The 25190-nt window shown below is 72.6% G+C and carries 25 protein-coding genes; 14 read left to right on the top strand and 11 right to left on the bottom strand.

What is annotated here, in order from left to right; translation table 11 throughout:
* Positions 1 to 27: 27 nt before the first annotated feature.
* The gene (locus tag ABKA17_RS07380; protein WP_353691068.1) at positions 28 to 819 is read left to right on the top strand and encodes an SAM-dependent methyltransferase; all 792 of its coding nucleotides are present in this window, start codon (positions 28 to 30) and stop codon (positions 817 to 819) included.
* A gap of 57 nt (positions 820 to 876) precedes the next feature.
* Here the strand turns inward: ABKA17_RS07380 and ABKA17_RS07375 are convergent, their stop codons facing one another.
* From ABKA17_RS07375 to ABKA17_RS07345, 7 genes are read right to left on the bottom strand one after another with little or no spacing between them, the layout of a single operon-like run.
* A complete protein-coding gene (locus tag ABKA17_RS07375) occupies positions 877 to 1614 on the bottom strand; it encodes an SDR family NAD(P)-dependent oxidoreductase (RefSeq protein WP_353691067.1) in 738 nt (245 codons plus the stop codon).
* Complete coding sequence (locus ABKA17_RS07370) at positions 1611 to 2540, bottom strand: fumarylacetoacetate hydrolase family protein (RefSeq protein WP_353691066.1); 930 nt, start codon at positions 2538 to 2540, stop codon at positions 1611 to 1613. The genes ABKA17_RS07375 and ABKA17_RS07370 overlap by 4 nt, the downstream gene beginning before the upstream one ends.
* 7 nt (positions 2541 to 2547) lie before the next feature.
* Positions 2548 to 3480, bottom strand: coding sequence for a VOC family protein (locus ABKA17_RS07365; RefSeq protein WP_353691065.1), 933 nt, complete (start codon positions 3478 to 3480; stop codon positions 2548 to 2550).
* A 5-nt stretch (positions 3481 to 3485) separates the two neighbouring features.
* Entirely contained in the window at positions 3486 to 4484 is a 999-nt protein-coding gene (locus ABKA17_RS07360; RefSeq protein ID WP_353691064.1) for an amidohydrolase family protein, read from the bottom strand.
* Positions 4481 to 5611 (bottom strand): FAD-dependent oxidoreductase, encoded by a 1131-nt coding sequence (locus ABKA17_RS07355; protein ID WP_353691063.1) that lies wholly within the window; start codon positions 5609 to 5611, stop codon positions 4481 to 4483. The genes ABKA17_RS07360 and ABKA17_RS07355 overlap by 4 nt, the downstream gene beginning before the upstream one ends.
* A gap of 23 nt (positions 5612 to 5634) precedes the next feature.
* Positions 5635 to 6591: a cyclase family protein gene (locus ABKA17_RS07350; protein WP_353691062.1), complete on the bottom strand. Its 957-nt coding sequence runs from the start codon at positions 6589 to 6591 to the stop codon at positions 5635 to 5637.
* The gene (locus ABKA17_RS07345) at positions 6588 to 7568 is read right to left on the bottom strand and encodes a fumarylacetoacetate hydrolase family protein (protein WP_353691061.1); all 981 of its coding nucleotides are present in this window, start codon (positions 7566 to 7568) and stop codon (positions 6588 to 6590) included. Before ABKA17_RS07345 ends, ABKA17_RS07350 begins: the two co-directional genes overlap by 4 nt.
* A gap of 128 nt (positions 7569 to 7696) precedes the next feature.
* Here ABKA17_RS07345 and ABKA17_RS07340 point away from each other — a divergent pair, with 128 nt between their 5' ends.
* The 5 genes from ABKA17_RS07340 to ABKA17_RS07320 all read left to right on the top strand — a co-directional run bounded on the left by ABKA17_RS07340 (position 7697) and on the right by ABKA17_RS07320 (position 12739).
* Entirely contained in the window at positions 7697 to 8731 is a 1035-nt protein-coding gene (locus ABKA17_RS07340; protein WP_353691604.1) for a LysR family transcriptional regulator, read from the top strand.
* 129 nt (positions 8732 to 8860) lie between these two features.
* Entirely contained in the window at positions 8861 to 10060 is a 1200-nt protein-coding gene (locus tag ABKA17_RS07335) for an MFS transporter (RefSeq protein ID WP_353691060.1), read from the top strand.
* A gap of 27 nt (positions 10061 to 10087) precedes the next feature.
* Positions 10088 to 10891, top strand: coding sequence for an SGNH/GDSL hydrolase family protein (locus tag ABKA17_RS07330; RefSeq protein WP_353691059.1), 804 nt, complete (start codon positions 10088 to 10090; stop codon positions 10889 to 10891).
* Between the two features lie 17 nt (positions 10892 to 10908).
* Positions 10909 to 11490 (top strand): PadR family transcriptional regulator, encoded by a 582-nt coding sequence (locus tag ABKA17_RS07325; RefSeq protein WP_353691058.1) that lies wholly within the window; start codon positions 10909 to 10911, stop codon positions 11488 to 11490.
* A complete protein-coding gene (locus ABKA17_RS07320; RefSeq protein ID WP_353691057.1) occupies positions 11480 to 12739 on the top strand; it encodes a CoA transferase in 1260 nt (419 codons plus the stop codon). The genes ABKA17_RS07325 and ABKA17_RS07320 overlap by 11 nt, the downstream gene beginning before the upstream one ends.
* Here ABKA17_RS07320 and ABKA17_RS07315 read toward each other — a convergent pair.
* Together ABKA17_RS07315 and ABKA17_RS07310 are read right to left on the bottom strand one after the other, a co-directional pair.
* On the bottom strand, positions 12711 to 14090 hold the full coding sequence (locus ABKA17_RS07315) for an amidohydrolase family protein (RefSeq protein WP_353691056.1): 1380 nt from the start codon (positions 14088 to 14090) through the stop codon (positions 12711 to 12713). The genes ABKA17_RS07320 and ABKA17_RS07315 overlap by 29 nt on opposite strands.
* Complete coding sequence (locus tag ABKA17_RS07310; RefSeq protein WP_353691055.1) at positions 14080 to 15057, bottom strand: enoyl-CoA hydratase/isomerase family protein; 978 nt, start codon at positions 15055 to 15057, stop codon at positions 14080 to 14082. The genes ABKA17_RS07315 and ABKA17_RS07310 overlap by 11 nt, the downstream gene beginning before the upstream one ends.
* 77 nt (positions 15058 to 15134) lie before the next feature.
* Between ABKA17_RS07310 and ABKA17_RS07305 the strand changes: the two genes are divergently transcribed.
* The 4 genes from ABKA17_RS07305 to ABKA17_RS07290 are packed head-to-tail and all read left to right on the top strand — an operon-like array spanning position 15135 to position 19183.
* Positions 15135 to 16715 (top strand): methylmalonyl-CoA mutase family protein, encoded by a 1581-nt coding sequence (locus ABKA17_RS07305; protein WP_353691054.1) that lies wholly within the window; start codon positions 15135 to 15137, stop codon positions 16713 to 16715.
* Complete coding sequence (locus ABKA17_RS07300; RefSeq protein ID WP_353691053.1) at positions 16715 to 17116, top strand: cobalamin B12-binding domain-containing protein; 402 nt, start codon at positions 16715 to 16717, stop codon at positions 17114 to 17116. Before ABKA17_RS07305 ends, ABKA17_RS07300 begins: the two co-directional genes overlap by 1 nt.
* Positions 17117 to 17156: 40 nt before the next feature.
* Entirely contained in the window at positions 17157 to 18113 is a 957-nt protein-coding gene (locus ABKA17_RS07295; protein WP_353691052.1) for an LLM class F420-dependent oxidoreductase, read from the top strand.
* Complete coding sequence (locus ABKA17_RS07290; protein ID WP_353691051.1) at positions 18110 to 19183, top strand: CaiB/BaiF CoA transferase family protein; 1074 nt, start codon at positions 18110 to 18112, stop codon at positions 19181 to 19183. Before ABKA17_RS07295 ends, ABKA17_RS07290 begins: the two co-directional genes overlap by 4 nt.
* On the opposite strand, the gene ABKA17_RS07285 is transcribed toward ABKA17_RS07290, so the two are convergent.
* On the bottom strand, positions 19174 to 20175 hold the full coding sequence (locus tag ABKA17_RS07285; protein ID WP_353691050.1) for a 2Fe-2S iron-sulfur cluster-binding protein: 1002 nt from the start codon (positions 20173 to 20175) through the stop codon (positions 19174 to 19176). The two genes, ABKA17_RS07290 and ABKA17_RS07285, sit on opposite strands and share 10 nt — an antisense overlap.
* Before the next feature lie 97 nt (positions 20176 to 20272).
* Between ABKA17_RS07285 and ABKA17_RS07280 the strand changes: the two genes are divergently transcribed.
* The 4 genes from ABKA17_RS07280 to ABKA17_RS07265 are packed head-to-tail and all read left to right on the top strand — an operon-like array spanning position 20273 to position 24391.
* Positions 20273 to 21676, top strand: a complete 1404-nt coding sequence (locus ABKA17_RS07280) for a class I adenylate-forming enzyme family protein (RefSeq protein WP_353691049.1) — start codon at positions 20273 to 20275, stop codon at positions 21674 to 21676.
* Entirely contained in the window at positions 21654 to 22547 is an 894-nt protein-coding gene (locus tag ABKA17_RS07275) for an acyl-CoA dehydrogenase family protein (RefSeq protein ID WP_353691048.1), read from the top strand. Before ABKA17_RS07280 ends, ABKA17_RS07275 begins: the two co-directional genes overlap by 23 nt.
* The gene (locus ABKA17_RS07270; protein ID WP_353691047.1) at positions 22534 to 23622 is read left to right on the top strand and encodes an acyl-CoA dehydrogenase family protein; all 1089 of its coding nucleotides are present in this window, start codon (positions 22534 to 22536) and stop codon (positions 23620 to 23622) included. Before ABKA17_RS07275 ends, ABKA17_RS07270 begins: the two co-directional genes overlap by 14 nt.
* Before the next feature lies 1 nt (position 23623).
* The gene (locus ABKA17_RS07265; RefSeq protein ID WP_353691046.1) at positions 23624 to 24391 is read left to right on the top strand and encodes an enoyl-CoA hydratase/isomerase family protein; all 768 of its coding nucleotides are present in this window, start codon (positions 23624 to 23626) and stop codon (positions 24389 to 24391) included.
* A gap of 13 nt (positions 24392 to 24404) precedes the next feature.
* On the opposite strand, the gene ABKA17_RS07260 is transcribed toward ABKA17_RS07265, so the two are convergent.
* Positions 24405 to 25172 (bottom strand): SDR family NAD(P)-dependent oxidoreductase, encoded by a 768-nt coding sequence (locus tag ABKA17_RS07260; protein ID WP_353691045.1) that lies wholly within the window; start codon positions 25170 to 25172, stop codon positions 24405 to 24407.
* Positions 25173 to 25190: the final 18 nt, after the last annotated feature.

Below are 25190 nucleotides of genomic sequence, written 5' to 3'. Positions count from 1 at the left end.
CAGTCCAGATCAACTCCGGGAGAGCGCATGCCACTTGACGAGAAACTCATCCGCAGCGACGTGCCCCACTCGGCCCGGATCTGGAACTACTGGCTGGGCGGCAAGGACTGCTACGAGATCGACCGGCAGGTCGGCGACCAGATCGTCGAGGCGAATCCGCAGATCCTCGACATAGCCCGGGCCCAACGGGCCTTCCTCGTCCGCAGCGTGGAACACCTCGTCCGCGAGGCGGGCATCCGCCAGTTCCTGGACGTCGGCACGGGCCTGCCCACCGCCGACAACACCCACGAGGTCGCGCAGCGCATCGCCGCCGAGACCCGGATCGTCTACGTCGACAACGACCCCGTCGTACTCGCCCACGCCGAGGCCCTGCTCACCAGCTCGCCCGAGGGCGCGACCGACTACATCGACGCCGACATCCGCGACCCCGAGGGCATCCTGCGGGCCGCCGCCCGGACGCTGGACTTCGAGCGGCCCATCGCGCTGGTGCTGCTGGGCATCACGGCCCACATCGTCGACGACGCGGCGTACGGCGTCGTCGGGCGGCTGGTCGAGGCGCTGCCCTCCGGAAGCTACCTCGTGCTCTGCGACGACACCGAGGTGCTCGACCCCGAGGGCATGCGCACCATGATCGAGCAGTGGAACGAGGCGGGCGACAACCCGCGGGTCAACCGCAGCCCGGAGGAACTGGCCCGCTTCTTCGACGGTCTGGACCTGGTCGAGCCGGGCCTGGTGTCGGTGTCCCGCTGGCGCCCGGGACCGGCCGGCACCGAGGGCCCGGAGGTCGACGACTTCGGAGGCGTGGCCCGCAAGCCCTGACGCCGGCCCGAATTCCGGGTGGGCCGGACGTCACCTGCCGTACCGGGGTCGCTGCTTTCAGCCGGCCCCGTCCCGCACGGCGTCGGAGAGGGACTTGACGCCGCCGTGCGCGGTGAGGCCGCCGTCCACGGCGATCTCGACGCCGGTGATGAACGAGGCTTCGTACGAGAGCAGGAAGACCACCAGCGGCGTGATCTCGGCGACCGTGCCGGTGCGGCCGAGGGGGGTCTCGCGGATGTTCGCCTGGCGGAAGGCGGGGGCCGCGGAGGCCGTCATCTCGGTCTCGATGTAACCGGGGTGCACGGTGTTCACGCGGACACCGCGCGGGCCCAGCTCCGTGGCCGCCGCCTTCGACAGACCCCGCAGGGCCCACTTGCTGGCCGTGTAGGCGACCGGGTAGTGCCCGGTGAGCGCGGCCGTGGAGCCGACGTTGACGATCGAGGCGCCGGGCGGCATCAGCGGGGCGAGGTGCTGGATGCCGAGCAGCGGGCCGGTGACGTTGACGGCGTGGACTCGGGCGAAGTCCTCGGGGCGTACGTCGCCGACGCGGGCCCGCCAGGTGATGCCCGCGTTGTTGACCAGGCCGTGGACGTGACCGTACGACTCGCGTAGTTCCGCGGCGAGTTCGGCCCACTCCTGGTCGTCGGTGACGTCGAGGCGGCGGCAGCCCGGGGCGTCGGTGACATCGGTGGCGACGACCAGGGCGCCCTCCCGGGTCAGGGCCTCGGCCTCGGCGGCGCCCTGACCGCGGGCGGCGCCGGTGACGACCACGACCTTGCCGAGGAGCCGTTTCACGGGCGCTCCCGGGTGCGGCGCCGGCCGGTCGGCAACGGCACCGGGTCGACGCCGGCGACCACGGTGTTGGACGTGCTGCCGAGGCCCTCCACGGTGAGCGTCACGGTGTCGCCGGGCCCGAGGGGCGCCGGGTCCCGACGCCCCCGTACGCCCCAGAGCTCCGCCAGACAGCCGCCGTTGCCGCAGGTGCCCGAGCCCAGCACATCGCCCGGGCGGACCGTGGTGCCCCGAGAGGCGTACGCGACCATCTCCTCGAAGGTCCAACTCATGTTGGAGAGCAGGTCCTTGCCGACCACCTCACCGTTCACGGCCGCCGTCAGGGACAGCCGCAGGAACCCGTCCGGGTCCCGGTACCCCTCCAACGCGTCGGCGGTGACCAGGTACGGCCCGAGGGTCGCGGCCGTGTCCTTGCCCTTGCACGGGCCGAGGTTGACCCGCATCTCGCGGGACTGGAGATCGCGCGCGGACCAGTCGTTGAGGATCGTGTAGCCGACGATGTGGTCGCGGGCCTGCTCGGGTGTGAGGTCCCGGCCCTCGCGCCCGATGACGGCGGCCACCTCCAGCTCGAAGTCCAGCACCCGCGAACCCGGGGGCACCGGCACGTCGTCGTAGGGGCCGATGACCGCGTAGGGGTTGGTGAAGTAGAAGGTCGGGGCGTCGTACCAGGCGTCCGGCACCCCCGCGTCGCCGTCGATCGAGCGCCGTACGCCCTCGACGTGTTCCTCGAAGGTCACGAAGTCCCGGACGGTCGGCGGCTGGAGCGGCGCCAGCAGACGTACGTCGGCCAGCGGGACGGCGGGCCCCACCGGGCGCACGCCGGACGCGGCCTCGATCGGCGAGGTGCCGTCGGGCAGTTGGCGTACGACCGGGTCCTCGACGACACCGACCCGGCGGCGGCCGTCGTGGAGATAGGTGGCTATGCGCACGGGGGCCTCACACCGGCGGGGCGACGAACACGCCGCGGTCGACGTCGTTGAACGACTCCTTGGCGACCAGTTCGTTCATCGGGTTCGCCGTGCCCCACTGGTCGGAGACCTCCGGCCGGGAGAAGTCGTAGACGTGCGGGTGCCAGGTGTCCTCGTCCAGCACTTCCAACTCGGTCGTGTACTCGACCGTGTTGCCGTGCGGGTCCAGGAAGTACGTGAAGGTGTTGTCGCCCGCCATGTGCCGGCCAGGACCCCAGACCTTCCGGTGGCCGGCCCGCATCACCCGGCCGGAGCCGCGCAGGTACTCGTCGATGCCGCGCATCTCGAAGGAGACGTGGTGCAGGGCGGTGTGCGGGCCCTGCGCGATGGCCATGGAGTGGTGCTGGTTGCTGATCCGCATGAAGTGCATGGCCTCGCCCATGCGCGGGTGCATGAGGGTGTCGGAGAGCCGGAAGCCCAGATGGCGCTCGTACCACTCCCGGGTGACGTTGAGATCGGGGGAGTTGAGGACCACGTGCGACAGCTTGACCGGGATCGCCTCCTTCTCCTCGATCTTGCGGTGCCGGCGGACCGCCACGTCCGCGGAGACCTCGACGGTCCGGCCGTCCACGTCGAAGAAGCGGAAGCCGTAACCACCGCCGGGCGTGTCCACCTTGCCCGGCCGGGAGATCAACCGCACGCCGCCCGCGAGGAGTTCCTCGGCGAGGGTGTCCACGTCGGCGGCCGAAGCGGCACCGTACGACACCAGGTCCAGCCGCTTCTCCTCGGCCTTGCGCAGCCGTACGACGTACTGCTCCGGCGAGCCCTCGGCGGCCAGGAAGGAGATCCCGGAGTCCTCCGCGACCTTGGTCAGGCCCCAGACGCCGGCGTAGAAGTCGAGCTGCTTGTCGTAGTCGGGCACGGCGAGGTCGACGTGACGCAGATGGGTGAGCAGACGCATGACGGTCAGTCCTTCCGGAGGAGGGCGGCGGCGTTGCCGCCCCGTACGGCGTGGAAGTCGGGGTCGGGCAGCCGGGCCGCGCGCAACGCGCCGACGGGATCCCCGGTGCCCATGTCGAAGGGGTAGTCGGAGCCGAGCAGGACCCGGTCGGGGCCGACGACCCGGACCAACTCCCGCAGGACGTACGGGTCGTGGACCAGGGAGTCGAACCAGAGGCGCTTCAGGTAGCTGCTCGGCGGGTGCGCGCAGCCGGCGCCCGCGTCGGAGCGGGCCGACCAGGCGTGGTCGGAGCGGCCGATGTGGGTGGGGAGGTAGCCACCACCGTGCGCGGCGATCAGCTTCAGGCCGGGGTGGCGGTCCAGCACACCGGAGAAGATCAGATGGGAGAGCGCGACGGCGTTCTCGACGGGCTGCCCGACGACGTTGGACAGGTACCAGCGGTCCAGGCGCTCGTCGAGGGTGCAGCCGAAGGGGTGCAGGAAGAGGATCGCGCCCCTCTCCTCGGCCCGGGTCCACAAGGGTTCGTACGCCGGGTCGGACAGCTCCCGACCCGGTGCGTGCGAGGAGATCTCGACGCCCGACAGGCCCTGGTCCAGGGCGTCCTCGAGAGCGCGGACGGCCAGCGAGGGATGCTGGAGCGGGACGATTCCCAGGCCGCGCAGCCGGTCGGGCGACTGCGCGCAGTGCGCGGCCGTCGCCTCGCCCGCGAGCCGGTACACCTTCTCGGCCGTCTCCTCGTCCGCCCAGTAGTGGTAATGCGAGGGGGAGGGGCTGACCAGCTGTACGTCCACGCCCTGGGCGTCCATCGCGGCCAGCCGTACGGCGACGTCGGTCGCCTTCGGGACGATGGAGCGGACCATCGGGCCGCTGACCGCGAGGGACGCGGCGCCGTTGCGGCGGGCGTCGAGCGCCTGGGCCTCGGCCAGGCCGGGGAGCCCGGCGACGGCCGCCTCGACCTCGGGGATCAGGACGTGGGCGTGCACGTCGACGGTCGGGCCGGTCACGGCCGTTCCCTGAGGGGGTTCATCGTGCGGGCCATCAGCCCCGGCACGTCCGCGTCACGCACGCCGTCCAGTTGCCACCGGCCGAGCTGGAGTGACGCCTCGACCACGGATCTGACCCGCGGGATACGGCGGTCGTGGAAGCCCTGGAACAGTTCGTCGTTCCAGTCCCGGCCGTCGCTCAGCAGCTCGGCGAGCACGGACGCGTCCTCCAGGGACATCGCCGCGCCCTGCGCGAGGGTGGGCGGGCAGCAGTGGGCCGCGTCGCCGATCAGTACGACCCGGCCGCGGTGCCAGGATCCCTCGACCAACAGGCTTTCGAAACAGGTGTAGTTGATCTTCGCGGGGTCGGTGATGTGCCGGACGATCTCGGGCCAGAATCCGCCGTACGACCGTGCCAGTGCGCACATCTCGTCGGCGTAGGCGGCCGGGTCGACGGAGTCGCGTTCGCGGCGGGCCTCGACGACGTAGGCGTAGAGGGTGTTCTCGCCGGTCGGGGAGTATCCGGCGATGTAGGCCGGGCCGCCGTAGGCCAGGTCGGTGCGGGTGACTCCCGCGGGGCGCGGTGCGGGGGTGCGCCAGATCGCCATGCCGGTCGGCTCGGGTCTCGCGGTGATGCCGATCGCGGCGCGGGTGGCGGAGTTGAGGCCGTCGGCGCCGATCGCCAGGTCGTAGCGGCCCTCGGTGCCGTCGCTGAAGCGCACGGAGACGCCGTCGGTGTCCTGGGTCAGCTTCTCGGCGGTGGTGCCCAGCCGGACCGTCGCGCCCGAGGCGCGGACCGCGTCGATGAGGATCCGCTGGAGCTGGGGGCGCTGCATGCCGAGGGTGGCGGGCAGGTCTTCGCCGCCGGTGCGGATGTCCTGCTCGACGTGGACGACGGTGCCGTCGGGGGTGGTCACGCCGAGTTCCCCGTAGGCGAAGCCGGACGCCTCGACCTGGTCCCAGACGCCGAGTTCGCGCAGCACGCGCAGGGCGTTGCCCTGGAGGGTGATGCCGGAGCCGGTGGTGGCGTTCCAGTCGGGTCTGGCCTCGATCAGGTCCACCGTGACGCCGGCACGGCGCAGCAGGATCGTCACCGCGTTGCCGGCGGCGCCGCCGCCTATGACGAGGACTGTGCGGGGTGTGCTCATGGGGAACTCCCTTGTTCCGCGGGTTACTTGACGGCGATCGGGTTGACCGGGGAGCCGACGGCCCCGGTGATGGGCAGGGGCGCGGCGGTGAGCCAGAACTCGTACCGGCCGTCCGTCGCGCAGTCCGCGGCGAGGGCGTCGAGGTCCCACATCTCGCCGATCAGCAGGCCGATGTGGGGGATGGCGACCTGGTGCAGCGGCTGGAAGGCGTGCTCGAACTCGTTGGGCCGCACCTCGAAGCCCCAGGTGTCGGTGGCGATCGCGGCGATCTCCGTGCGGTGCAGCCAGCCGGCCGTGGTGAACGACAGTCCGGGGGAGTCGCCGCCCGCGTAGTCGCCCCAGCCCTCGCGCCGGGCGCGGGCCAGCCGCCCGGTGCGGACGGCGACGATGTCACCGCGGCCGACATGCACGCCGTGCGCCTCGGCGGTGGCCGCGAGGTGTTCCTCGGTGACGGCGAAGCCGTCGGGCAACTCGCCCCGCTCGCCGATCACTTGACCCACGTCGAGGAGGACACCTCGCCCGGCGACATACGGTGCCATGTGCTCGATGCCGGTGACGAGGTCCCCGTCCGAGGTGACGGTGCGGGCCGCGTCCCGGCCGTTCCAGGCCCGGCCGTGGTCGAAGATGTGGCCGAGCCCGTCCCACTGGGTGGAGCACTGCAAGGGCATCGCGATCACGTCGTCGGCGCCGCCGATGCCGTGCGGGAAGCCCTGGTTGCCGAGGGCCGCGTCGGTGCCGGTGTCGAGCATGGTGTGCACCGGGTTGGTGCGGCGCCGCCAGCCCTTCTGCGGGCCGTTCATGTCGAAGCTCTGCGCGAGGGAGAAGCTCACACCGCGCCGCACGAGTGCGGCGCCTTCCCGGCGCTTGGCCTCGTCGAGGAAGTTGAGGGTGCCGAGCACGTCGTCCTCGCCCCAACGCCCCCAGTTGGAGCACACCTTGGCGGCCTCGGCGATCGCGCCCTCGGGGTCGTCGGGGTTCACGACCCCTCCTTCACACACCGGGTGCGCTGTGCGCCGAGACCGGTGATCGACGCGTCCATCACGTCGCCGTCCCGCAGCAACCGGCCCCAGTGCATACCGTTTCCGGCCGGGGAGCCCGTCAACACCAGGTCACCGGGGAGCAGTCGGGACGTCCGCGAGGCGTACGACACGATCCGCGCGACGTCGAAGAGCATGTCCGCGGTCGACTCGTCCTGCATGGTCTCGCCGTTGAGCTTGAGCGTGAGCCGCAGGTCACCGGGGTCGGCGAGCGATCCGGCCGGCACGATCCAGGGGCCGAGCGGGGTGAAGCCGGGCGCGTTCTTGCTGCGCAGCCAGTCCGTGCCGATGGCCTTCATGTCCCGGCGGAACACGGAGGCGCGGTCGGTGAGGTCGTTGGCGATCGTGTACCCGGCGACATGGTCCAGGGCCTCCTCGACGGACACCCGGTAGGCGGGCCGGGAGATCACGACCGCCAACTCCAGTTCCCAGTCCGGCTGTTCGGCCCAGTCGGGGAGTACGACATCGTCGTAGGGGCCGGTGATCGCGCTCGGCAGGCCGATGAAGACGTACGGCAGGTCCTCGGCCGCCCGCCGGTCCATGATCTCCGCGATCTCGGCCCGTGCCTCCTCCACCGTGCGCGGATCGTCGGGGGAGCGGTGGGCGACCTCCAGGTCGATCACGTGCTGCCGGTAGTTGGCACCCGACTGGAAGATCTGGCGGGGCTCGACGGGGGCGTGCACGCGCAGGCCGTCCAGGGGGCGGCGGCCGGCTGTCGGGTCAGCCGCCAGCTCGTGCAGGCGGGGCAGCAGCTCGGTCCAGCGCTCGAGGACCGCGCGGGTCGTCGGGGCGGGCTCGTCGAGAGCCGTCCGAAGGTCCAGCACCTGCCCCTCGGGGACCAGGAGGCCGGGGAAAGGGGCCTCGTCAGGGGCGGAGAAGGTACCGAGCGCGAACGGTCCGGAGAAGGCTGCAGGTTTCACGGGCGTGTCCTCCTGATGGCGATGTGACTAATCTGGGCCCTCCTCTCGTAATCTGGGAAATCGATTCCGTGGATGCGGATCATCCACGCGGTTTATGAAGACGGCTTATGACGACCGAAGGGCGCGCGATGAACCTGGCCAGCCTCGACCTCAACCTCGTGGTCGCCCTTCGCGCCCTGCTGGAGGAGCGCAACGTCACCCGCGCCGGGCGCCGGGTCGGTCTGAGCCAGCCCGCGATGAGCGCGTCCCTTTCCCGGCTGCGCCGCCACTTCGACGACGACCTGCTCTCCCGCGTCGGCGGCCACTACGAACTGACCGCCCTCGGCCAGGTCCTCCTCGACCGCACCTCGACCGCCTGTGACCTGCTGGAGCGCCTCTTCACCAGTCAGGCCGACTTCGATCCGGCCAGCGAGGAGCGCGAGTTCACGATCGTCTCCTCCGACTACGCCGTGGCCGTCTTCGGCGCCGCACTCGCCCGCACGGTCCACGAGGAGGCCCCCGGTATCCGGCTGCGGTTCGTCCAGACGCCGCCCGGCATCATCGAGCAGGCCGGCACCCTGCTGAGCACGACCGACGGTCTCCTCATGCCGCACGGCATCATCAGCGGCTTCCCCGCGACCGAGCTCTACCGGGACCAGTGGGTCTTCCTGGTCGCCGACGACAATCCGGAGGTCGGCGAGCGGCTCACCCGGGACGACGTGGCGCGGCTGCCCTGGGTGACGTACCAGCGCACCTACGACGCTCCGGCCGTCCGCCAGCTCGGCATGCTGGGCATCGAACCGAAGGTCGAGGTGTCCGTCGACAGCTTCCAGGTGCTGCCGTTCCTGGTCGCCGGCACCCGGCGCATCGCCCTGGTCCAGGAACTCCTCGCCGAGCGGCTGCGCGGCATCGCACCCGTGCGGATCATGGGGGCGCCCTACGAGACGGTGCCGTTGCAGGAGGCCCTGTGGTGGCATCCGGTGCACACCCATGACGCCGCGCACATGTGGCTGCGCGAGACGGCGGCGCGGGTCGGAGCGGCGGTGCCGGAGGCGGTGACGGTGAGGGAGGCGGAGGCGGTGGCGGAGGCAGCGGCGGATCAGGGCGAGCGGACGGTCGCGGGCGGGCCGGGCATCCAGGTCGTGGATGATCCCGATCCGGGAGATCGATCGGCTGAGGGCTAGGCGCGGACCCCGCGCTCGCTCATAGTCGGGGCAGTTCCTGACGCCCGCCGCTTCGGGCGCAGTCCCCGCCGGTGCGCGACCGCCCTGCTGCGGCGCGGCACCCCCAGCCACCGCATGTGGAGCCCCGCCATGCCCGGATCCGTCCCCCTGCGCGCCCCTCTCCTCATGGCGGGCAGCTGTCTGCCCGTCCTCGGCGCCGTCCTGATCGCCCCGGTGCTGCCGAAGATGCAGGACCACTTCGACTCGGTGCCCGGCGCCAAGACCCTCGTCCCGGTGGTCCTGACCGTCCCGGCGCTGGCGCTCGCCCTGCTGGCCCCCTTCGCGGGCGTCATCGTCGACCGGCTGGGCCGCAGACGCCTGCTGGTCGTCGCGACCTCGCTGTACGCACTGTTCGGCACCGCACCGCTCTGGCTGGACTCACTCGGTGCGATCGTCGCCTCCCGGGTGCTCGTCGGCATCACCGAGGCCGCCATCATGACCTGCTGCACCACGCTGATCGGCGACTACTACACGGGCCGTGTCCGGGACCGCTATCTCGCCCTCCAGACCATGTGCGCATCCGCCTCCGCCACCGCGTTCTTCGTGATCGGCGGCGCGGCCGGCTCGGCGGGCTGGCGCGCGCCCTTCTGGATCTACGCGGTCGGCCTGCTGCTGGCGCCCCTGATGGCGACCACCCTGTCCAAGCCGGACCAGGAGAAGATCACCGAACCCGCCGCCGAGGCACGCCCGTTCCCTGTCAGACGGCTGGCCGGCATCTGCGCGCTGACGGTGTTCGGCGCCATGGTGTTCTACACCGTGCCCGTCGAAACGGCCTATCTCCTGGACGACCTGGGCGTCACCTCCACCGGCACCATCGGCCTCGCCACCGCTCTCGCCAGTGCCGCCACGGTGGCCGGATCGATCGCCTTCACCAGGCTGCCGGGCGCGCCCGCGGACCGGCTGCCTGTCGTCTTCGCGCTGTGCGGCACCGGATTCCTGGTCATGGGACTGGCGAACGGCCCCGTGCTCCTGATCGCCGGAGCGGTGCTCAACTGCCTCGGTACGGGTGTCCTGTTGCCGTCCCTGCTCACCGTCGCGATGTCGCGGCTGGACTACGCCGACCGGGGCCGCGGGACCGGCCTGTGGACGGCGGCCTTCTTCTTCGGCGAGTTCGTCTGCCCGCTGATCCTCATCGGCCTCGAAACCGTGGTCGGCAGCCTCGCCACCGCCGTCGGCATCCTGGGTCTCGCCTCGGGAATGGTCGCGGGCGCGCTGCTGCTCGCGGGGCGTGCGCACCGCCCCTTGGGTGAGGAGGCCACTCCCGTTATAGTCAACGAAGTGAGTAGGTGACTCCTTGACTGGGTGAGGCGGTCGGTCATGACGGAGAACGGGCCCCTGCGCTACGTCGCCCTCGGTGACAGCCAGACCGAAGGGTGCGGCGACGGCGACGACGCGGCGGGACTGCGCGGCTGGGCCGACCGGCTCGCCGAGCAACTCGCCCGGCACACACCGGAGTTGCGCTACGCCAACCTCGCCGTCCGGGGCCGTCTCGCCGGCCAGGTACGGGCCGAGCAACTCGCGCCCGCCCTGGCCCTGCGGCCCGACCTCGCCACCGTCGTCGCCGGGGTCAACGACCTGCTGCGGTCGGGCTTCGACGCCGACGAGGTGGCCGGACACCTGGAGGCGATGTTCGCCGCGCTCACCGCGCAGGGCGCGCGCGTGGCGACGGTGACCTTCCCGGACGTCGCCCGGATCACCCCGCTGGCCCGGCCGCTCCGCCCCCGCGTCCTCGCCCTCAACGACCGCATCCGCCAGGCGGCGGCCCGGCACGGTGTCGTGGTCGCCGAGACCTCGCACCACCCGGTCGTGACCGACCCGCGCCTGTGGAGCGCCGACCGGCTGCACGCCAGCCCGCTCGGCCACGCCCGTATCGCCGCCGCGGTCGCCGACGCCCTCGGCCTGCCGGGCAGCGACGACAGCTGGACCCTGCCCCTGCCCGCCGACCGGCGCACCGCCTCCGGACTGCGCACGGTCGGCGGCGAACTGCGCTGGGCCGGCACCTTCCTCGGCCCGTGGCTCGTACGCCGGGTCCGTGGCCGGTCGTCCGGCGACGGCCGGCGGGCCAAGCGCCCCGAACTGCTCCCGGTGCTCCTGCCTGCGCCTACGCACCCCTCTGAGTAATCAATTAGGTTGAGGGCATGGCTCTGCGCAACGCGGTGATGGCCGCCCTCCTGGAGGGCGAGGCCTCCGGATACGACCTCGCCAAGGGCTTCGAGGCCTCCGTCGCCAACTTCTGGATGGCCACCCCGCAGCAGCTCTACCGCGAACTGGAGCGGATGGAGTCCGACGGGCTCGTCTCGGCCCGCGTGGTCGAGCAGGAGCGCCGCCCCAACAAGCGGCTGTTCTCCCTCACCGAGGCCGGCCGGGAGGTTCTGCGCGCCTACATCGCCGAGGTGCCCGCGAAGCCGACGGCCATCCGTGACGAGCTGATGGTCAAGGTCCAGTGCGTCGACATCGGTGACGCCGACGCCGTACGGGCCGCGGTCGTCGAACGCGTGGAGCGGTCCACCGCCAAACTGGCCCGCTACGAACGGATGCGGGAGCGCATGCTGGCCGGCCGCACCGAGGACGAGTACTTCGCCGAGGCCGACCGCATCGGCCCCTACCTCACCCTCCTCGGCGGCATGGCCTTCGAACGGTCGAACCTCCAGTGGGGGGAGATCGCCCTGAAGAGGCTCCCGCAGCGACACCGCAGTGCGAACGCGGTCGATGAGCCCTGACCCCGACGATCCCGACCCGGGATGCCCGCACCTGGACTGGGCCGCGTCCGGTGCCATGGCGCTCACCGGCGAGGACGACGGCCCGCCGCTCCTCGCGCCGGGCGGCCTCATGCCCCGCCTGCGCGAGTTCGTCGACGCGCTCCCCGTGGACATCGACCCCGCCCTCCTCCTCGGCGCCCGCGCCGGCGCCCTCGGCCTGACCCGGCGCGGCCGGACCTCCGCGGGCGGCGCCACCCGACTGCTGCGGGCCGCCGACGGCTGGTGTGCCATCACCCTGGCCCGCCCCGACGACCTCGACCTGGTCCCCGCGATCCTCGGCCGCACCGACGTCCACGACCCGTGGCAGGACCTCGCCACCGCCGCCCGCGCCACCGAGGCCCGTGAACTCGCCGAGCACGTCCGCCTGTTCGGGCTCCCGGCCGCCGCGCTGCCGACCCGGCCCCCACCGGTCGACACGCCTTACCGCACCTCACGCATCGCCGGACCCGCCACGAGGACAGGCCTCGACGGCGTCCTCGTCGTCGATCTCTCCTCCCTCTGGGCGGGCCCCCTCTGTGCCCACCTGCTGGGGCTCGCGGGTGCCCGGGTGGTCAAGGTCGAGAGCACGCGCAGACCCGACGGCGCCAGATCCGGGAACCGACGGTTCTACGACTGGCTGCACGCCGGCCACGAGAGCGTCGCCGTCGACTTCACCACGGCCGAGGGGCGTACGGCGCTCGCCGAACTCGTCGATGCCGCCGACGTGGTGATCGAGGCGTCCCGGCCGCGCGCGCTCGCCCAACTGGGCCTTGCCGTCGAGCGGTTGGAGCACCGCCCGGGCAAGGTGTGGGTCGCTGTCACCGGCTACGGCAGGAGCCACCCCGACCGGGTCGCCTTCGGCGACGACGCCGCAGTTGCCGGGGGACTGGTGGCGCGGACGCCGTACGGCCCGGTCTTCTGCGGCGACGCGATCGCCGACCCGCTCACCGGACTGGCCGGCGCCCTGGGCGCGTTCACGGCCCTGGCCAGAGGCGGCGGGGAGCTGATCGACGTCTCGATGCGCGATGTCGCCGCCGCCTTCGCCGGAGCCCCCGAGCCGGAGCACGGGCCGCATCCGGTACGCCGGGACGCCGACGGATGGACAGTGACCTGCCCGTGGTCCGGCCACACCCGACGGGTGCTCCCGCCGCGACCGCCGGTCCCGGCGGGGGCCGCCGCCGACCTGGGTGCCGACAACGCCCTCATCCGTACACCACCCGCCCCGCGATGAGGGTGGCCCGCACATGCCCGGCGTCGGGCGCGGACAGCGCCTCGCCCAGCGGCCGGTCGAGAAGTACGAGGTCGGCGGGCCGACCCGGTTCGACGCGCCGTGGCAGCCCTCCCGGATCGTGCAGCGGGGACAGCAGACCGCTCAACACCACGTCGGCCGGGACACGTTCGCCGGGACCGAGCACCCGCCCGGAAGGGGTAAGCCGCTCGGCCGCAGCTCGTAGACAGGCCCAGGGATCGGGGTCCCCGTACGGTGCGTCGCTGCTCGCCGCCACCTGGACGCCCGCCCGCACCAGACCGCCGTACGGCCATAGGTCCGCCCGGTCCTCGGGATCCACGCGACCCCAGTAGTCGTCGCCGCGCCGGGTCACCAGCGTCGGCTGGGTGACGACCCGGACGCCGCGTACCGCCAACTCCCGTGCCAGGGAAGTGTCGGCGACCGCGCAGTGCTCCACGCGGTCGCCCCGCATGCCGCCCGCCCCGTCCAGCGCGGCCAGGGTCAGGGCGAGGGCTACGCGGGTCACACAGTGCACGGCGACCGGGCGGCCCGCGGTGTGGGCCCGCCGTATGCGTGAGGTGAGGTCGGCTAGGTCAGGGGGCGCGTGGTCGGCGACCACCAGCTTCACCGGGCCGACGCTCAGCCGGGGATGTTCCGCCGGGTCGCTGTCGGCGGCCATCACCATGACGTGCTGGGGGAGTTCACCGCGCCGCACCGCGTCGGGCACGACCCTTGCTGCCCCCGCGTCCGGCGTGGCGTCCGCGACATGGGTGACCCCGAGAGCGGCCAGCCGGGCACCGACCGCCCGCAGGGACGGGGGCCGCGCGCCGAGCCGCTCGCGCAGCCAGGCGTCGGCACGCCACAGCAGCCCGCGCTCGACGCCGGTGTCTCCGAGCCGTTCGAGCCTGGTTCCGGTGTCCCCGAGCCGTTCCAGCCCGGCCGAGTTGACCACCCACAGCGCGCCGGAGCGGTGTTGCACCCGCACCGGCAGCACCCGGTTCCACCCGTCGAGGACGTCCCGGTCGAGGTCGCCGTGGACCACCTCGTCGTACCCGACCGCCCGTACCCACCCGTCCTCGCCGGGGACGGCCCGTGCGATCAGGGACGCAAGCTCGTCGCGCGGGACGCCGGAGGCGTCGAGGGACGAGTCCAGTGCCGCCATGGCCGCGAGATGCAGATGGTGATCGGCGAGCCCCGGCAGCAGGGCGCCCCCCTCACCTCGTAGGACGGGCTCGTCGTCGCGCGGCCGTAGCCGAGGGCCGATCTCCGCCACGATGCCCCCGCGGACCCGACAGTCCACCAGTCCCGCCTGCGAAGGAACCCGCACGTCGCGCAGCAGAACGTCAGCGCTCATGGCCGTCGATCTCGTCCACCAGCCCCCAGCGCCGGGCGGTAGCGGCGTCCACCCGGGCCCCGCTCAGCATCATCCACGCCGCCCGCCAGCGTCCGATCCGGCGCGGCACGCTCACCGTGCCGCCCGCGCCGGGCACCAGCCCCATCCCCACCTCCGGCAACAGGAAGAAGGCGTCCGGCGAGGCCACCACATGCCCGGCGAAGGCGGCCATCTCGACGCCGGCACCCACGGCCGCACCCCGCACCCGGACGGTCACCCGGTCCCGCAGCCGGTCGACGAGCCGCCAGGGTGCCCGGTCGAGCCGTACCAGATACGCGGCCACGAGATCGCGGGCGGTGCCGAACTCGGCGAGGTCGCCGCCGCTGCAGAACACCGGCCCCACGCCGGTGAGTTCGACCTCCGTGACCATGTCGTCCAGAACGGCGAGCTCCAGGGCGTCGTAGAGTTCCTCGCGCATCCGGAAGGCGAACGCGTTCCGTCGTTCGGGACGGTCGAGCAGGATGGACAGTCTGCCCCCGTCCCGCCGCAGCCGGACGCACTCCCCGTCGAGGGGCGGCGCGGCGCGGGGGCCGCGCTCGGTCAGCCAGGCGGCGAACTCCTTCCCGCCCAGCAGCATCGAGTACGCCGCCGCCTCGGCGGCCAGCCCGTCGAGGGTGCCGAGCGAGGGTGTCTGGCGCAGCAGCCGGTCCAGCGTCACGGTGGTCTGCGGGCGGCGATCGCCGACTTCGGTCAGTTCGGCGTATGCCTTCCACGGGTCCGGCACAGATATCAACTCGCGCCGAGTGGCGTCCACTTGTGGTCCGGCCAGCGTCAGTGACAGCGGCTGGAGGAGTGCGCTCAACCGCTCCGGCGGCTGCCGGGTGGCGATGCCGATGGTCAGAGGGAGCGAGTCGGCGATCCGGGCGGCGGCCTGTGCGACCCGCGCGGGATCGGCGGTGTGCCAGTCGTCGAGATCCACCGGTTCCATGCGGTGAGCGTAGACGGGGTTCGATTCTCCGTAGCGGTATTGGCATTCTCATTTTCTGCAAGTAGCGTATCCGAACGATGAATGACTTCGCCCAGACCTCGTCCGGCATCCCGCTCCGGCCGGTCTACGGACCGGCGGACCGGGTCGTCGAGCCGCCGGAACCGGGGACCTTCCCGTTCACGCGCGGCAACTACGCCTCCGGCTACCGGGGGCGGCTGTGGACGCTCCGGCAGTACTCCGGGTTCGGTACGGCGGAGGACTCCAACCGTCGCTACCGGTATCTGCTGGAGCAGGGCGGCACCGGACTCTCGGTGGCGCTGGACCTGCCCACCCAGTGCGGCTACGACTCCGACGACCCCGAGGTGAGCGAGGAGGTCGGCCGGGTCGGCGTCGCCGTGGACACCCTCGCCGACGCCGAGGTGCTCTTCGAGGGCATCCCGCTGGACCGGATCAGCACCAGCTTCACCATCAACGGCACGGCGGCGATCCTGCTCGCCTTCTACGTGGCCGCCGCCGAACGCCGGGGCGTGCCCCGGGCGAAGCTGACCGGCACCATCCAGAACGACATCCTCAAGGAGTACGCCTCCCGCGGGACCTGGATCTGGCCGCCGGAGCCGTCGCTGCGGCTGATCGCCGACACCATCGAGTTCTGCGCGGCCGAGGTGCCGAGGTTCAACGCGATCTCCGTCGCCGGCGCGCACTTCCGCGACGCCGGGGCCAACGCCGTGCAGGAGATGGCGTTCACGCTCGCCGACGGGGTGACGTACGTCGACACGGTCCTGGAACGCGGGCGCATGACGATCGATCAGTTCGCCCCGCAGGTCTCCTTCTTCTTCTACACGCACGGCGATTTCTTCGAGGAGATCGCCAAGTACCGGGCGGGCCGCAGGCGTTGGGCCACGATCGTCCGCGAGCGCTACGGGGCGAGTTCCGACAAGGCGGCGATGTTCCGGTTCGGCTGTGTCGCGGGAGGTGCCTCGCTGTACGCGCCGCAGGCCCGCAACAACACCGTCCGGGTCGCCTACGAGGCGCTGGCCTCCGTGCTCGGTGGCGTCCAGTCGATGTTCACGGCCGCCTGGGACGAGCCCTTCGCCCTGCCCAGCGAGGAGTCGGCGACGCTCGCCCTGCGCACCCAGCAGATCCTCGCTCACGAGACGGGCGTCGCCCGCGTCGCGGACCCGCTCGGCGGCTCGTACTTCGTCGAGGCGCTCACCGACGCCACCGAGGAGCGGATCGTCGAGATCATGGCGGATCTGGAGCGGCACGGCGGCATGGTCCGGGCGATCGAGGACGGCTACTTGCAAGGGCTCATCGCGGACGAGGCCTACCGTCTGCACCGGGCGGTCGAGGCGGGCGAGCGGCCCGTCATCGGCGTCAACCGGTACGTCGACGAGGACGAGCCCGCCCCCGACGTCGCCACCTATGAACTCGACGCCAAGGGGCGCGAGGTCCAGCTGAAACGGCTCGCCCGCGTCAAGGCCGAGCGGGACCCCGCCACCGTCCGGGCCCGGCTCGCGGCGCTGTCGAGGGCCGCCGAGGGCACCGACAACCTCATGGGCCCGCTGATCGACTGCGCGGGCGCCTACTGCACCGTGGGCGAGATGGTCACCGCCCTCAAGAACGTGTGGGGCGAGTTCCGGCAGCCGGTGGTGTTCTGATGGGCGCCAGGATCCTGATCGCCAAGCCCGGCCTCGACGGCCATGACCGCGGCGCCAAGATCGTGGCGCGGGCCTTGCGGGACGCGGGCTTCGAGGTCGTCTTCACCGGTATCCGGCAGAAGGTCGAGGACATCGTGGCGACCGCCGTCCAGGAGGACGTCGCGATGGTCGGACTCAGCATGCTGTCCGGGGCGCATCTGGCGCTGACGGCCCGGACGGTGGCGGGCCTGCGGGCCGCGGACGCGGGGGACATCACGGTCGTCGTCGGCGGCACCATCCCGCCCGCCGACGTGCCGCGCCTGAAGGCCGCGGGCGCCGCCGCCGTGTTCCCCACCGGCACACCCCTGGACGTCGTGGTGGCGGACGTACGCGCCCTCACCGCGCCCCGACACCTCGCCTGACACCTGGCGCCTGACATCTGACCTGACATCTGGAGGGAACGTGCGGATCGGAGTCATGATCGGGCCCGAGCGGGGGGACAGCGCGCGGAAGACCGAGCGGCTGCTGGCCGACGCGGAGTGGGCCGAGTCGGCCGGCCTGGACACCGCCTGGATCCCGCAGATACCCACGGACTACGACGCGTTGACGGCCGTGGCGCTGATGGGAACCCGGACGAGCCGCATCGAGCTGGGCACCGCGGTCGTCCCCCTCCAGGCCCAGCACCCCGTCGCCCTCGCCCGCCAGGCCCTCTCCACCCAGGCGGCCACCGGCGGCCGCCTCGCGCTCGGCGTCGGCCCCTCGCACCACTGGATCGTCCAGGACATGCTCGGCCTGCCCTACGAACGCCCCGCCGGCCTCACCCGCGACTACCTCGACGTCCTCGACGCCGCCCGCAACGGCCCGGGCCCGATCGACGTCGAGAACCGCACCTACACCGTCCACAACCCCCTCGACCTCGCCCCCGTGGCCCCGCTGCCGATCCTCCTCGCGGCCCTGGGACCGGTCATGCTGACCCTCGCCGGCGAGCGGGCCGACGGCACCGTGCTGTGGATGGCCGACGAACGCGCCGTCGCCGAGCACGTCGTCCCCCGTATCACCAAGGCCGCCGAGGCCGCCGGACGCCCCGCACCCCGGATCGTCGCGGGCATCCCGGTCTGTCTGTGCCGCCCCTCCGAGACCGACGCCGCCCGCGAACGCGCCAACCGGATCCTCGGCGAGGCCGAGATCTCCCCCAACTACCAGCGCCTGCTGGACTATGGCGACGCGCGCGACGTCGGCGACCTGTGCGCGGCGGGCGACGAGACCGCGATCCTGCAACGGCTCAGGCGGTTCGCCGACGCCGGCGTCACCGACCTCTCCGTACGTCTGCTGCCCCTCGGCGAGAGCCGCGACGAACTCGTCGCCTCCAAACGCCGCACCCGCGAGATGATCGCGCGCGTCGCGGCGGAACTGAGGTGAGGGCCGACGGGCGAGAGCCCCGGCGCGACGCCGAAGCGGCTCCCGGGCCCCTCGCGGGTCTGCGCATTCTCGAGGTCGGGCACATCCTCGCGGGCCCGTTCGCGACCATGCTCCTCGCCGACCTCGGTGCCGAGGTCACCAAGGTCGAACCGCCCGGCGGGGACCTCTCACGACAGGTCGGCGCCGCCTACTTCGCCAGCATCAACCGCGGCAAGCGCAGCGTCCGTCTCGATCTGACCACGGACCAAGGGCAGTCCCGCCTGGGCGAGTTGGCGGCCGACGCACACGCCCTCCTGGTCAACCTCAAGCCGTCGGTCATACGGCGGCTGGGGCTGACGTACGAGAGTCTGCGCCGGCACAACGAGCGGATCGTCTGCGTCGCCGTCACCGGCTACGGCCTCGACGGCGGCGACGACCCGGCCTTCGACTACGTCATCCAGGCCGCCACCGGGGTAGCCGCCCTCACCGGCGACCCCGACGGCCCGCCGACCCTGCCCGGATACTCCTCGGTCGACAACTCCGCAGGCCTGACCGCCGCGTTGGGCCTGCTCGCGCAGATCGTCTCGGGACGCGGCGGGCAGGTCGAGGTGGCGCTGCGGGACGTGATGCTGGCCCAGCTCAACTACCGGGCGTCCGCCTATCTCAACGACGGCGTCGAGCCGCGCAGGCTGCCGTACGGCGCCCACTCCTACTATGTGCCGGCCCAGCTCTTCCCCACGGCCGACGGGCACTTGGCGCTGTTCATCACGCACGACGGCTTCTGGAAGACCTTCGCCGCCGAGACCGGGATCGAGGGCTTCCCGACCATGGCCGAGCGCGCCGCGCACCGGGACGAGGTCCTCGACGCCGTCACGCGGGCGCTCGGCGCCGACACGGCCCGGGGCTGGGAGGCGCGGCTGCGGCCGCTCGGCATCCCGGCCGCCGCCGTCCGCACGCTCCCCGAGGCGCTGGATGCGACCCCGGAGATGATCGTGCGGGCCGGTGACTTCCGGCTCGTCGGCAGCCCCGTGAGGGTCGCCGGGTACGAGCCGGTGTACAGTCCGCCGCCCGAGCTGGGCGCTCACTCGTAGACGACGGTGACCGATCCCTCGTCGGGCACGCCCTGGCAGGTCAGGACATAGCCCTCGGCCACCTCGTCCGCCGTCAGCGCGTCGTTCACCCGCATGGTCGCGCTGCCCTCGGTGATCCTGGCCATACAGGTCGCGCAGTTGCCCGCCTCGCAGGAGAAGGGCGGGGTGAGACCGGCCCGGCGGGCGCTCTGGAGCAGGGTCTCGCCCGGGTGCTTGGGCACGGAGGCACGCTTGGCGCCGAGGACGACGGTCACGGTGCCCTGATCCGGCGGGGGCGTCTCCGGGACCGCCGCCGCAGGCCTCGGCGCCCCGCCGAACCGCTCGCTGAACACCCGGCCCGGCCCCGGCAGCGCCGACTCCACCAGCTCCATGAACGGCTCAGGCCCGCACACGTACGCGTCCGCGCCACCGTCCGCGCCGACGAACTCCCGTATCGCGTCCGGCCCCATGAAACCCCGGTCGGCGTCGAGATGGCGTACGACCGTCAGCCGGTCCGGGTGGTCGGCCACCAGCTTCGCCAGCGCCGCCTCGAAGAGGGCCGAGGCCCGGTCCCGGTCGGCGCACAGCAGCCGCACCGGGCGGCCGGTCGTCGCCAGCGCGCTCTTGGCCAGCGACAGGATCGGGGTGATCCCGCTGCCGCCGCTGAAACCGAGCAGCGGTGTCTCGGCCGGACGGAGACAGAACAGCCCCCGGGGTTGGGTGAGTTCGACCTCGTCGCCCTCGACGAGATGGTCGTGCAGCCAGTTCGAGACCTTGCCGCCGGGCACGCGCTTGACCGTCGTCATCAGCTCGGCGTCCGTCTCCGGCGCGCTCGACATCGAGTACGAGCGCAGCAGATCCCTGCCGTTCACCCGGACCCGGAAGACGCAGAACTGCCCCGCCTGGTAGGCGAACGGGCCGTCGTGCGGGTCGAGGACGAAGGTCCGGGCGTCGGGTGTCTCCTGGACGATCTTGACGACGGTGGCACGCCGGAACAGGGCGGGGCTCGCCATGGACGCCCTCCTCGAGCTCTGGTATCAAGGTTCTGTCAATGCGAGAATACTATTCTCATCGAGTAGATGGGACCCTCTCAACGGGCGGGGGCGAGAGATGAGCGAACGGGCCGCGCTGGTCTTCGAGGACCGGGAGTACACCCTGGCCGAACTGGCGGGCCTCGCCGACGGGTTGGCCGACGAGCTGCACGGCCGGGGCGTGCGGGCGGGTGACCGGGTCGCGCTGATGTCGTCCAACCGGCCCGAGTTCGTGAGCGCCGTCCAGGCCGTCTGGCGGCTCGGCGCGGCGGTCGTCCTGCTGAGCCCGGCCTGGAAGCGGGGCGAGGTCGAACACGCCCTGGAGGTCACTGGTCCCGGGCACGCCGTCGGCGACCACCCGGTACTGGCGGAGCTCATGCCGATGCGGCACCTGGACGAGCCGATCGCACCCGGGCCGGATTCCTTCGAGCGACCCCCACAACAGGCCGACGCCGTCCTGGTGTTCAGCTCCGGCACCACCGGTATGCCCAAGGCCGTACGCCACACCCACGAGTCCCTCGCCGCCGCCGTACGGCACTGGCGGGACGCCCTGCGGCTGACCGCACGGGACCGTATCCAGATCGCCACACCGCCCTCGCACATCCTGGGCCTGCTCAACATCGTGACCGCCCTGGAGACCGGCGCCCGGCTGCGGCTGCACCGGCGCTTCGACCTGGACCGGCTGCTGCACCACATCGAACTCGACCGCATCACCGTCGAGATGGCCGTCGCCCCGATCGCGCTCGCCCTCGCCGCGCACCCGGAACTGGAGTCGTACGACCTCACCTCGCTCCGCTACATCATGTGGGGCGCCACACCGGTCACCCCGAGCGTCGCCGAGACCGTGACGCGCCGCACGGGCGTCCCCTGGGTGCCCGCCTACGGGGCCAGCGAGCTGCCCGTCATCGCCTGCAACCCCCTCGGTGGGGCCCGTCTGGACACGGCGGGGCAGGTCGTGCCCGGGGTGAGTGTGCGGGTGGTGTCGCTGGAGAGCGGGACGACGGTCGGCGCGGGCGAGACCGGGGAGATCGAGGTGCGGTCGGACTCCCTGATGGCCGGATACCTGCCCGCCGAGGCCACGGCGGAGGCCTTCCACGACGGCTGGTACCGGACCGGGGACGTCGGCAGCGTCGACGCCGACGGCTGGCTGCGGCTCACCGACCGCTCCAAGGAGATGATCAAGGTGCGGGCGTTCCAGGTGGCGCCCGCGGAGGTCGAGGCCGTCCTTCACGGCCATCCCGCGGTCGCCGACTGCGCGGTGTTCGGCGTGCCCGACCCGGCGGACGGCGAGGCGATCGTCGCGGCCGTCCGTACGACCCGCCCGGTGGCGGCGGCCGAGCTGATCGACCTCGTCGGGTCCCGGCTCGCCTCCTACAAGCGGCCCCGCCAGGTGGAGTTCGTGCCCGAGATCCCCCGACTCCCGTCCGGCAAGGTCCTGCGCCGGGTCCTCAAGGAGCGTCATGGACGTACGTCTCACCCCTGAGCAACGCCAACTACGGTCCGCTGCCGCCCGGTTGGCCGACGACCTCGGACCCGGCTCCGTCCTCGACCTGGACGACACCGACCGACGCGCGCGGCTGGAGAAGGCGGTCGAGGCCACCGGGTGGCGCGCACTGCGCTCGGACGGCGCGTCGGGGGTGGAAGTCGCCCTGGTCGTCGAGGAGTTCGGGCGCGGTCTGGTCGACGTACCACTGCTCGGCCCCGTGCTCGCCGACGACCTGGCCCCCGGGATCTCCTCGGCGACCGTCGTCGTGGACGGCCAGGCACGGGACGCGCGCGGCCTGCGGCAGGGCGTCTTCGCCGAGGGCGACCGTGTACTGGCCGCCGCTCTCGGCCCCGAGCTGCCCGGACCCGACCTGACCCGCCCCGACGCCTGCGTCACCGGACCACCGGAACCCGTCGGGACGCTGACCGGTGAAGTTGCCGCCCGGCGAAGGGCGTTGGGGCTCGTGGCCACCACCGCCGACCTGGTCGGCACGGCCCGCGGCGCCCACGCGCTCGCCGTCGACCACGCCAAGCTGCGTGAGCAGTACGGCAGGCCGATCGGACGGCACCAAGCCGTCGCCCATCCGCTCGCCGAGGGACTGGCCCTGATCGAGGGCTCGGTGAGCGTCCTGCGGCACGCGGCATGGGCCGTCGACGAGCTGCCGCCCGAAGAGGCGATCCGGGCGGCCCGTATCGCCAAGCTCTACTGCGCCCGCGCCGCCCGCACCGTCTGCGAGACGGCGATCCAGGTCCACGGCGGCATCGGCAACACCTGGGACTGCCTCGCCCACGTCCATCTGCGCCGGGCCCTGACGTCCACCGAACTGTTCCCCGTACGCCTGGAGGAGATCGACCGTGGACTTTCGTGACGCCCCGGAAGAGGCCGCCTTCCGGAGCCGGCTGCGGACCTGGCTGACCGAGCGGGCCGGCACGTTCCCGACCTCGGGCGACGCCTACTGGGCCCGGCAGGGCGACTGGCACCGGGCCCTGCACGCGGCCGGCTTCTTCGGCCTGTCCTGGCCCAAGGCCTACGGCGGTCAGGAGCTGCCGCCCGTCTACGACGTCATCCTGGACGAGGAACTGGCCCGCGCGGGCACCCCGCCCCGCCCCAGCCTCGGCTACCTCGTCCAGGGCCTGGGCCGGCACGGCGGCGAGGAGCTGTGCCGCCGCTTCCTGCCCGGCATGATCGACGGCACCGAACGCTGGTGCCAGGGCTTCAGCGAACCCGGCGCCGGCTCCGACCTCGCCTCCCTCACCACCACGGCCACCCGCGACGGCGACACCTATGTCCTGCGCGGCCACAAGATCTGGACCAGCTACTCCGACGTCGCCGACTGGTGCCTGCTCCTGGCCCGGACCGACCCGGCCGCTCCCCGCCACAAGGGCATCTCGGCGTTCGTCGTCGCCATGGACCAACCCGGCGTCGAGCAGCGCCCGTTGAAGATGATGAGCGGGGTGACCAAGGAGTTCGGCCAGGTCCTTTTCGACGGCGCGACCGTGCCCGCGGACCAGATGGTCGGCGCGCCGGGGGAGGGCTGGGCGCTCGCCATGACGGTCGTGGGACACGAGCGGGAGCCCGCCACGCTCGGCTTCTCGGCCCGGTACGGCAAGCTCGTGCGCGAGCTCGCGGCCCGTACCGAGGGGACCCCGCCGCCGGAGCTCGCCTGGGCGGTCGTGGAGACGGAGATGCTGCGGCTGCACGTACGGCGGCGGCTGTCCGAGCGGCTCGACGGTGTCTCGCACGGCCCGGAGGGGTCGCTGGACAAGCTGCTCATGACCTGGACCGAGCAGACGGTCGGACACGCGGCCCTGGCGGTCGGCGGCACCCGCGACGCGGAGTCCCTGAACGCCTACCTCTACAGCCGGGCGCAGAGCGTCATGGGCGGTACCTCGCAGATCCAGAAGAACATCATCGCCGACCGCATCCTCGGACTGGGAGCCTGACGTGAACCTGTACGGCATGCCGGAGGAGATCCAGGTCGAGGCCGACGGCCCGTTGCGGATCATCACCCTCAACCGGCCCGACGCCCTCAACGCCGTCAACGACCCCCTCCACACCGGCCTCGCCCGACTCTGGCCCCGCCTGAGCGAGGACCGCGACGCCCGCGCCGCCGTGCTCACGGGCGCGGGCAAGGCGTTCTCGGCGGGCGGCGACTTCGCCTACCTCGACGAGATCAGACAGGACGCGGACCTGCGCGCCCGCACCATCGCCCACGGCCGGGACATCGTCCTCGGCATGGTCCGCTGCCGCGTCCCGGTCGTGGCGGCCGTCAACGGGCCCGCCGTGGGCCTGGGATGCAGCCTCGTCGCCCTCAGCGACACGGTCTACCTCGCCGAGTCCGCCTACCTGGCCGACCCGCACGTCCAGGTCGGCCTCGTCGCCGCCGACGGCGGCCCGCTGACCTGGCCCCTGCACACCAGCCTGCTGCTCGCCAAGGAGTACGCCCTGACCGGCGCCCGGATCCCGGCCGAACGGGCCGTCGCCATGGGACTGGCCAACCACGTGGTCGCCGACCCCCTGGCCGAGGCCACGGCCTGCGCCAAGCGGATCGCCGAACTGCCCAGGCAGGCCGTCGAGAGCACCAAACGGCTCCTCAACCTGCACCTGGAACGAGCGGTCCTCGCGACCCTCGACTTCGCGACCACGGCCGAGGAGCAGTCGTTCCAGACGGAGGACTTCCGGGTGACCCTGGCGCGGCTGACGGGCGGGTAGACCCGCCGCGCCGTCACTTCGGCGGGAACCGCAACGCCCCGTCGAGGCGCACGACTTCGCCGTTGAGGTAGTCGTTCTCGCACAGGTGCTGGACCAGGGCCGCGTACTCGGCGGAGCGGCCCATCCGGCGCGGGTGGGGGACCTTGGGGCCCCAGTAGGCCTCCAGTTGGTCACCCGCCTTGCCGTACGCGGGGGTCAAGAAGGTGCCCGGTGCGATCGTGACGACACGGATGCCGAGGGGGGACAGGTCGCGGGCGGCGACCAGGGTCATGGCGGCGACCCCGCCCTTGGCGGCGGCGTAGGGGAGTTGGCCGATCTGGCCCTCGTACGCGGCGATCGAGGCGGTGTTGACGACGACGCCACGGCCGCCGTCCTCGTCGCAGGGCTCGTGGCGGGCCATGGCGGCGGCGGTCAGACGCAGGACGTTGAAGACGGCGGTCAGGTAGATGTCGACGGTCTGCCGGAAGCCGGCCAGGTCCAGCGGTTCGCCGTCGCGGCCGATGAGGCGTCCGCCGCTCGCGGGGCCGCCGTGCGTGTCCACCGAGATCCGCAGCGGGCCGAGCGACTCCGCCTCCGCGACGGCCGCCAGCACGTCCTCCTCGCTGGTGGCGTCGGTGCGCATGTAACGGACGCCCAGCTCCTTCTCCAGGGCCCGACCCCTGTCGTCGGCGAGGTCCGCGACCACGACCGCCGCGCCCGCCGCGTGGAGGCGGCGGACCGTCGCCTCGCCCAGACCCCCCGCCCCGCCGACCACGACCGCGGACGACCCTGCTATCTGCATGACGGCTCCCTTGCGAGT

This window comes from Streptomyces sp. RG80 (assembly GCF_040446465.1).
GTDB lineage: Bacteria > Actinomycetota > Actinomycetes > Streptomycetales > Streptomycetaceae > Streptomyces.
Note: the sequence above shows the minus strand (reverse complement) of the source record. Positions and strands in the feature narration are given on the sequence as shown.

What these genes read in the sequence shown, in the direction of transcription:
- ABKA17_RS07380 (WP_353691068.1), top strand. Translation starts at nt 28, where the DNA reads ATGCCACTTGACGAGAAACTCATCCGCAGCGACGTGCCCCACTCGGCC.
- ABKA17_RS07365 (WP_353691065.1), bottom strand. Translation starts at nt 3,480, where the DNA reads ATGCGTCTGCTCACCCATCTGCGTCACGTCGACCTCGCCGTGCCCGAC.
- ABKA17_RS07355 (WP_353691063.1), bottom strand. Translation starts at nt 5,611, where the DNA reads ATGAGCACACCCCGCACAGTCCTCGTCATAGGCGGCGGCGCCGCCGGC.
- ABKA17_RS07340 (WP_353691604.1), top strand. Translation starts at nt 7,697, where the DNA reads ATGAACCTGGCCAGCCTCGACCTCAACCTCGTGGTCGCCCTTCGCGCC.
- ABKA17_RS07335 (WP_353691060.1), top strand. Translation starts at nt 8,861, where the DNA reads ATGCCCGGATCCGTCCCCCTGCGCGCCCCTCTCCTCATGGCGGGCAGC.
- ABKA17_RS07330 (WP_353691059.1), top strand. Translation starts at nt 10,088, where the DNA reads ATGACGGAGAACGGGCCCCTGCGCTACGTCGCCCTCGGTGACAGCCAG.
- ABKA17_RS07325 (WP_353691058.1), top strand. Translation starts at nt 10,909, where the DNA reads ATGGCTCTGCGCAACGCGGTGATGGCCGCCCTCCTGGAGGGCGAGGCC.
- ABKA17_RS07320 (WP_353691057.1), top strand. Translation starts at nt 11,480, where the DNA reads ATGAGCCCTGACCCCGACGATCCCGACCCGGGATGCCCGCACCTGGAC.
- ABKA17_RS07315 (WP_353691056.1), bottom strand. Translation starts at nt 14,090, where the DNA reads ATGAGCGCTGACGTTCTGCTGCGCGACGTGCGGGTTCCTTCGCAGGCG.
- ABKA17_RS07310 (WP_353691055.1), bottom strand. Translation starts at nt 15,057, where the DNA reads ATGGAACCGGTGGATCTCGACGACTGGCACACCGCCGATCCCGCGCGG.
- ABKA17_RS07305 (WP_353691054.1), top strand. Translation starts at nt 15,135, where the DNA reads ATGAATGACTTCGCCCAGACCTCGTCCGGCATCCCGCTCCGGCCGGTC.
- ABKA17_RS07300 (WP_353691053.1), top strand. Translation starts at nt 16,715, where the DNA reads ATGGGCGCCAGGATCCTGATCGCCAAGCCCGGCCTCGACGGCCATGAC.
- ABKA17_RS07285 (WP_353691050.1), bottom strand. Translation starts at nt 20,175, where the DNA reads ATGGCGAGCCCCGCCCTGTTCCGGCGTGCCACCGTCGTCAAGATCGTC.
- ABKA17_RS07280 (WP_353691049.1), top strand. Translation starts at nt 20,273, where the DNA reads ATGAGCGAACGGGCCGCGCTGGTCTTCGAGGACCGGGAGTACACCCTG.
- ABKA17_RS07275 (WP_353691048.1), top strand. Translation starts at nt 21,654, where the DNA reads ATGGACGTACGTCTCACCCCTGAGCAACGCCAACTACGGTCCGCTGCC.
- ABKA17_RS07260 (WP_353691045.1), bottom strand. Translation starts at nt 25,172, where the DNA reads ATGCAGATAGCAGGGTCGTCCGCGGTCGTGGTCGGCGGGGCGGGGGGT.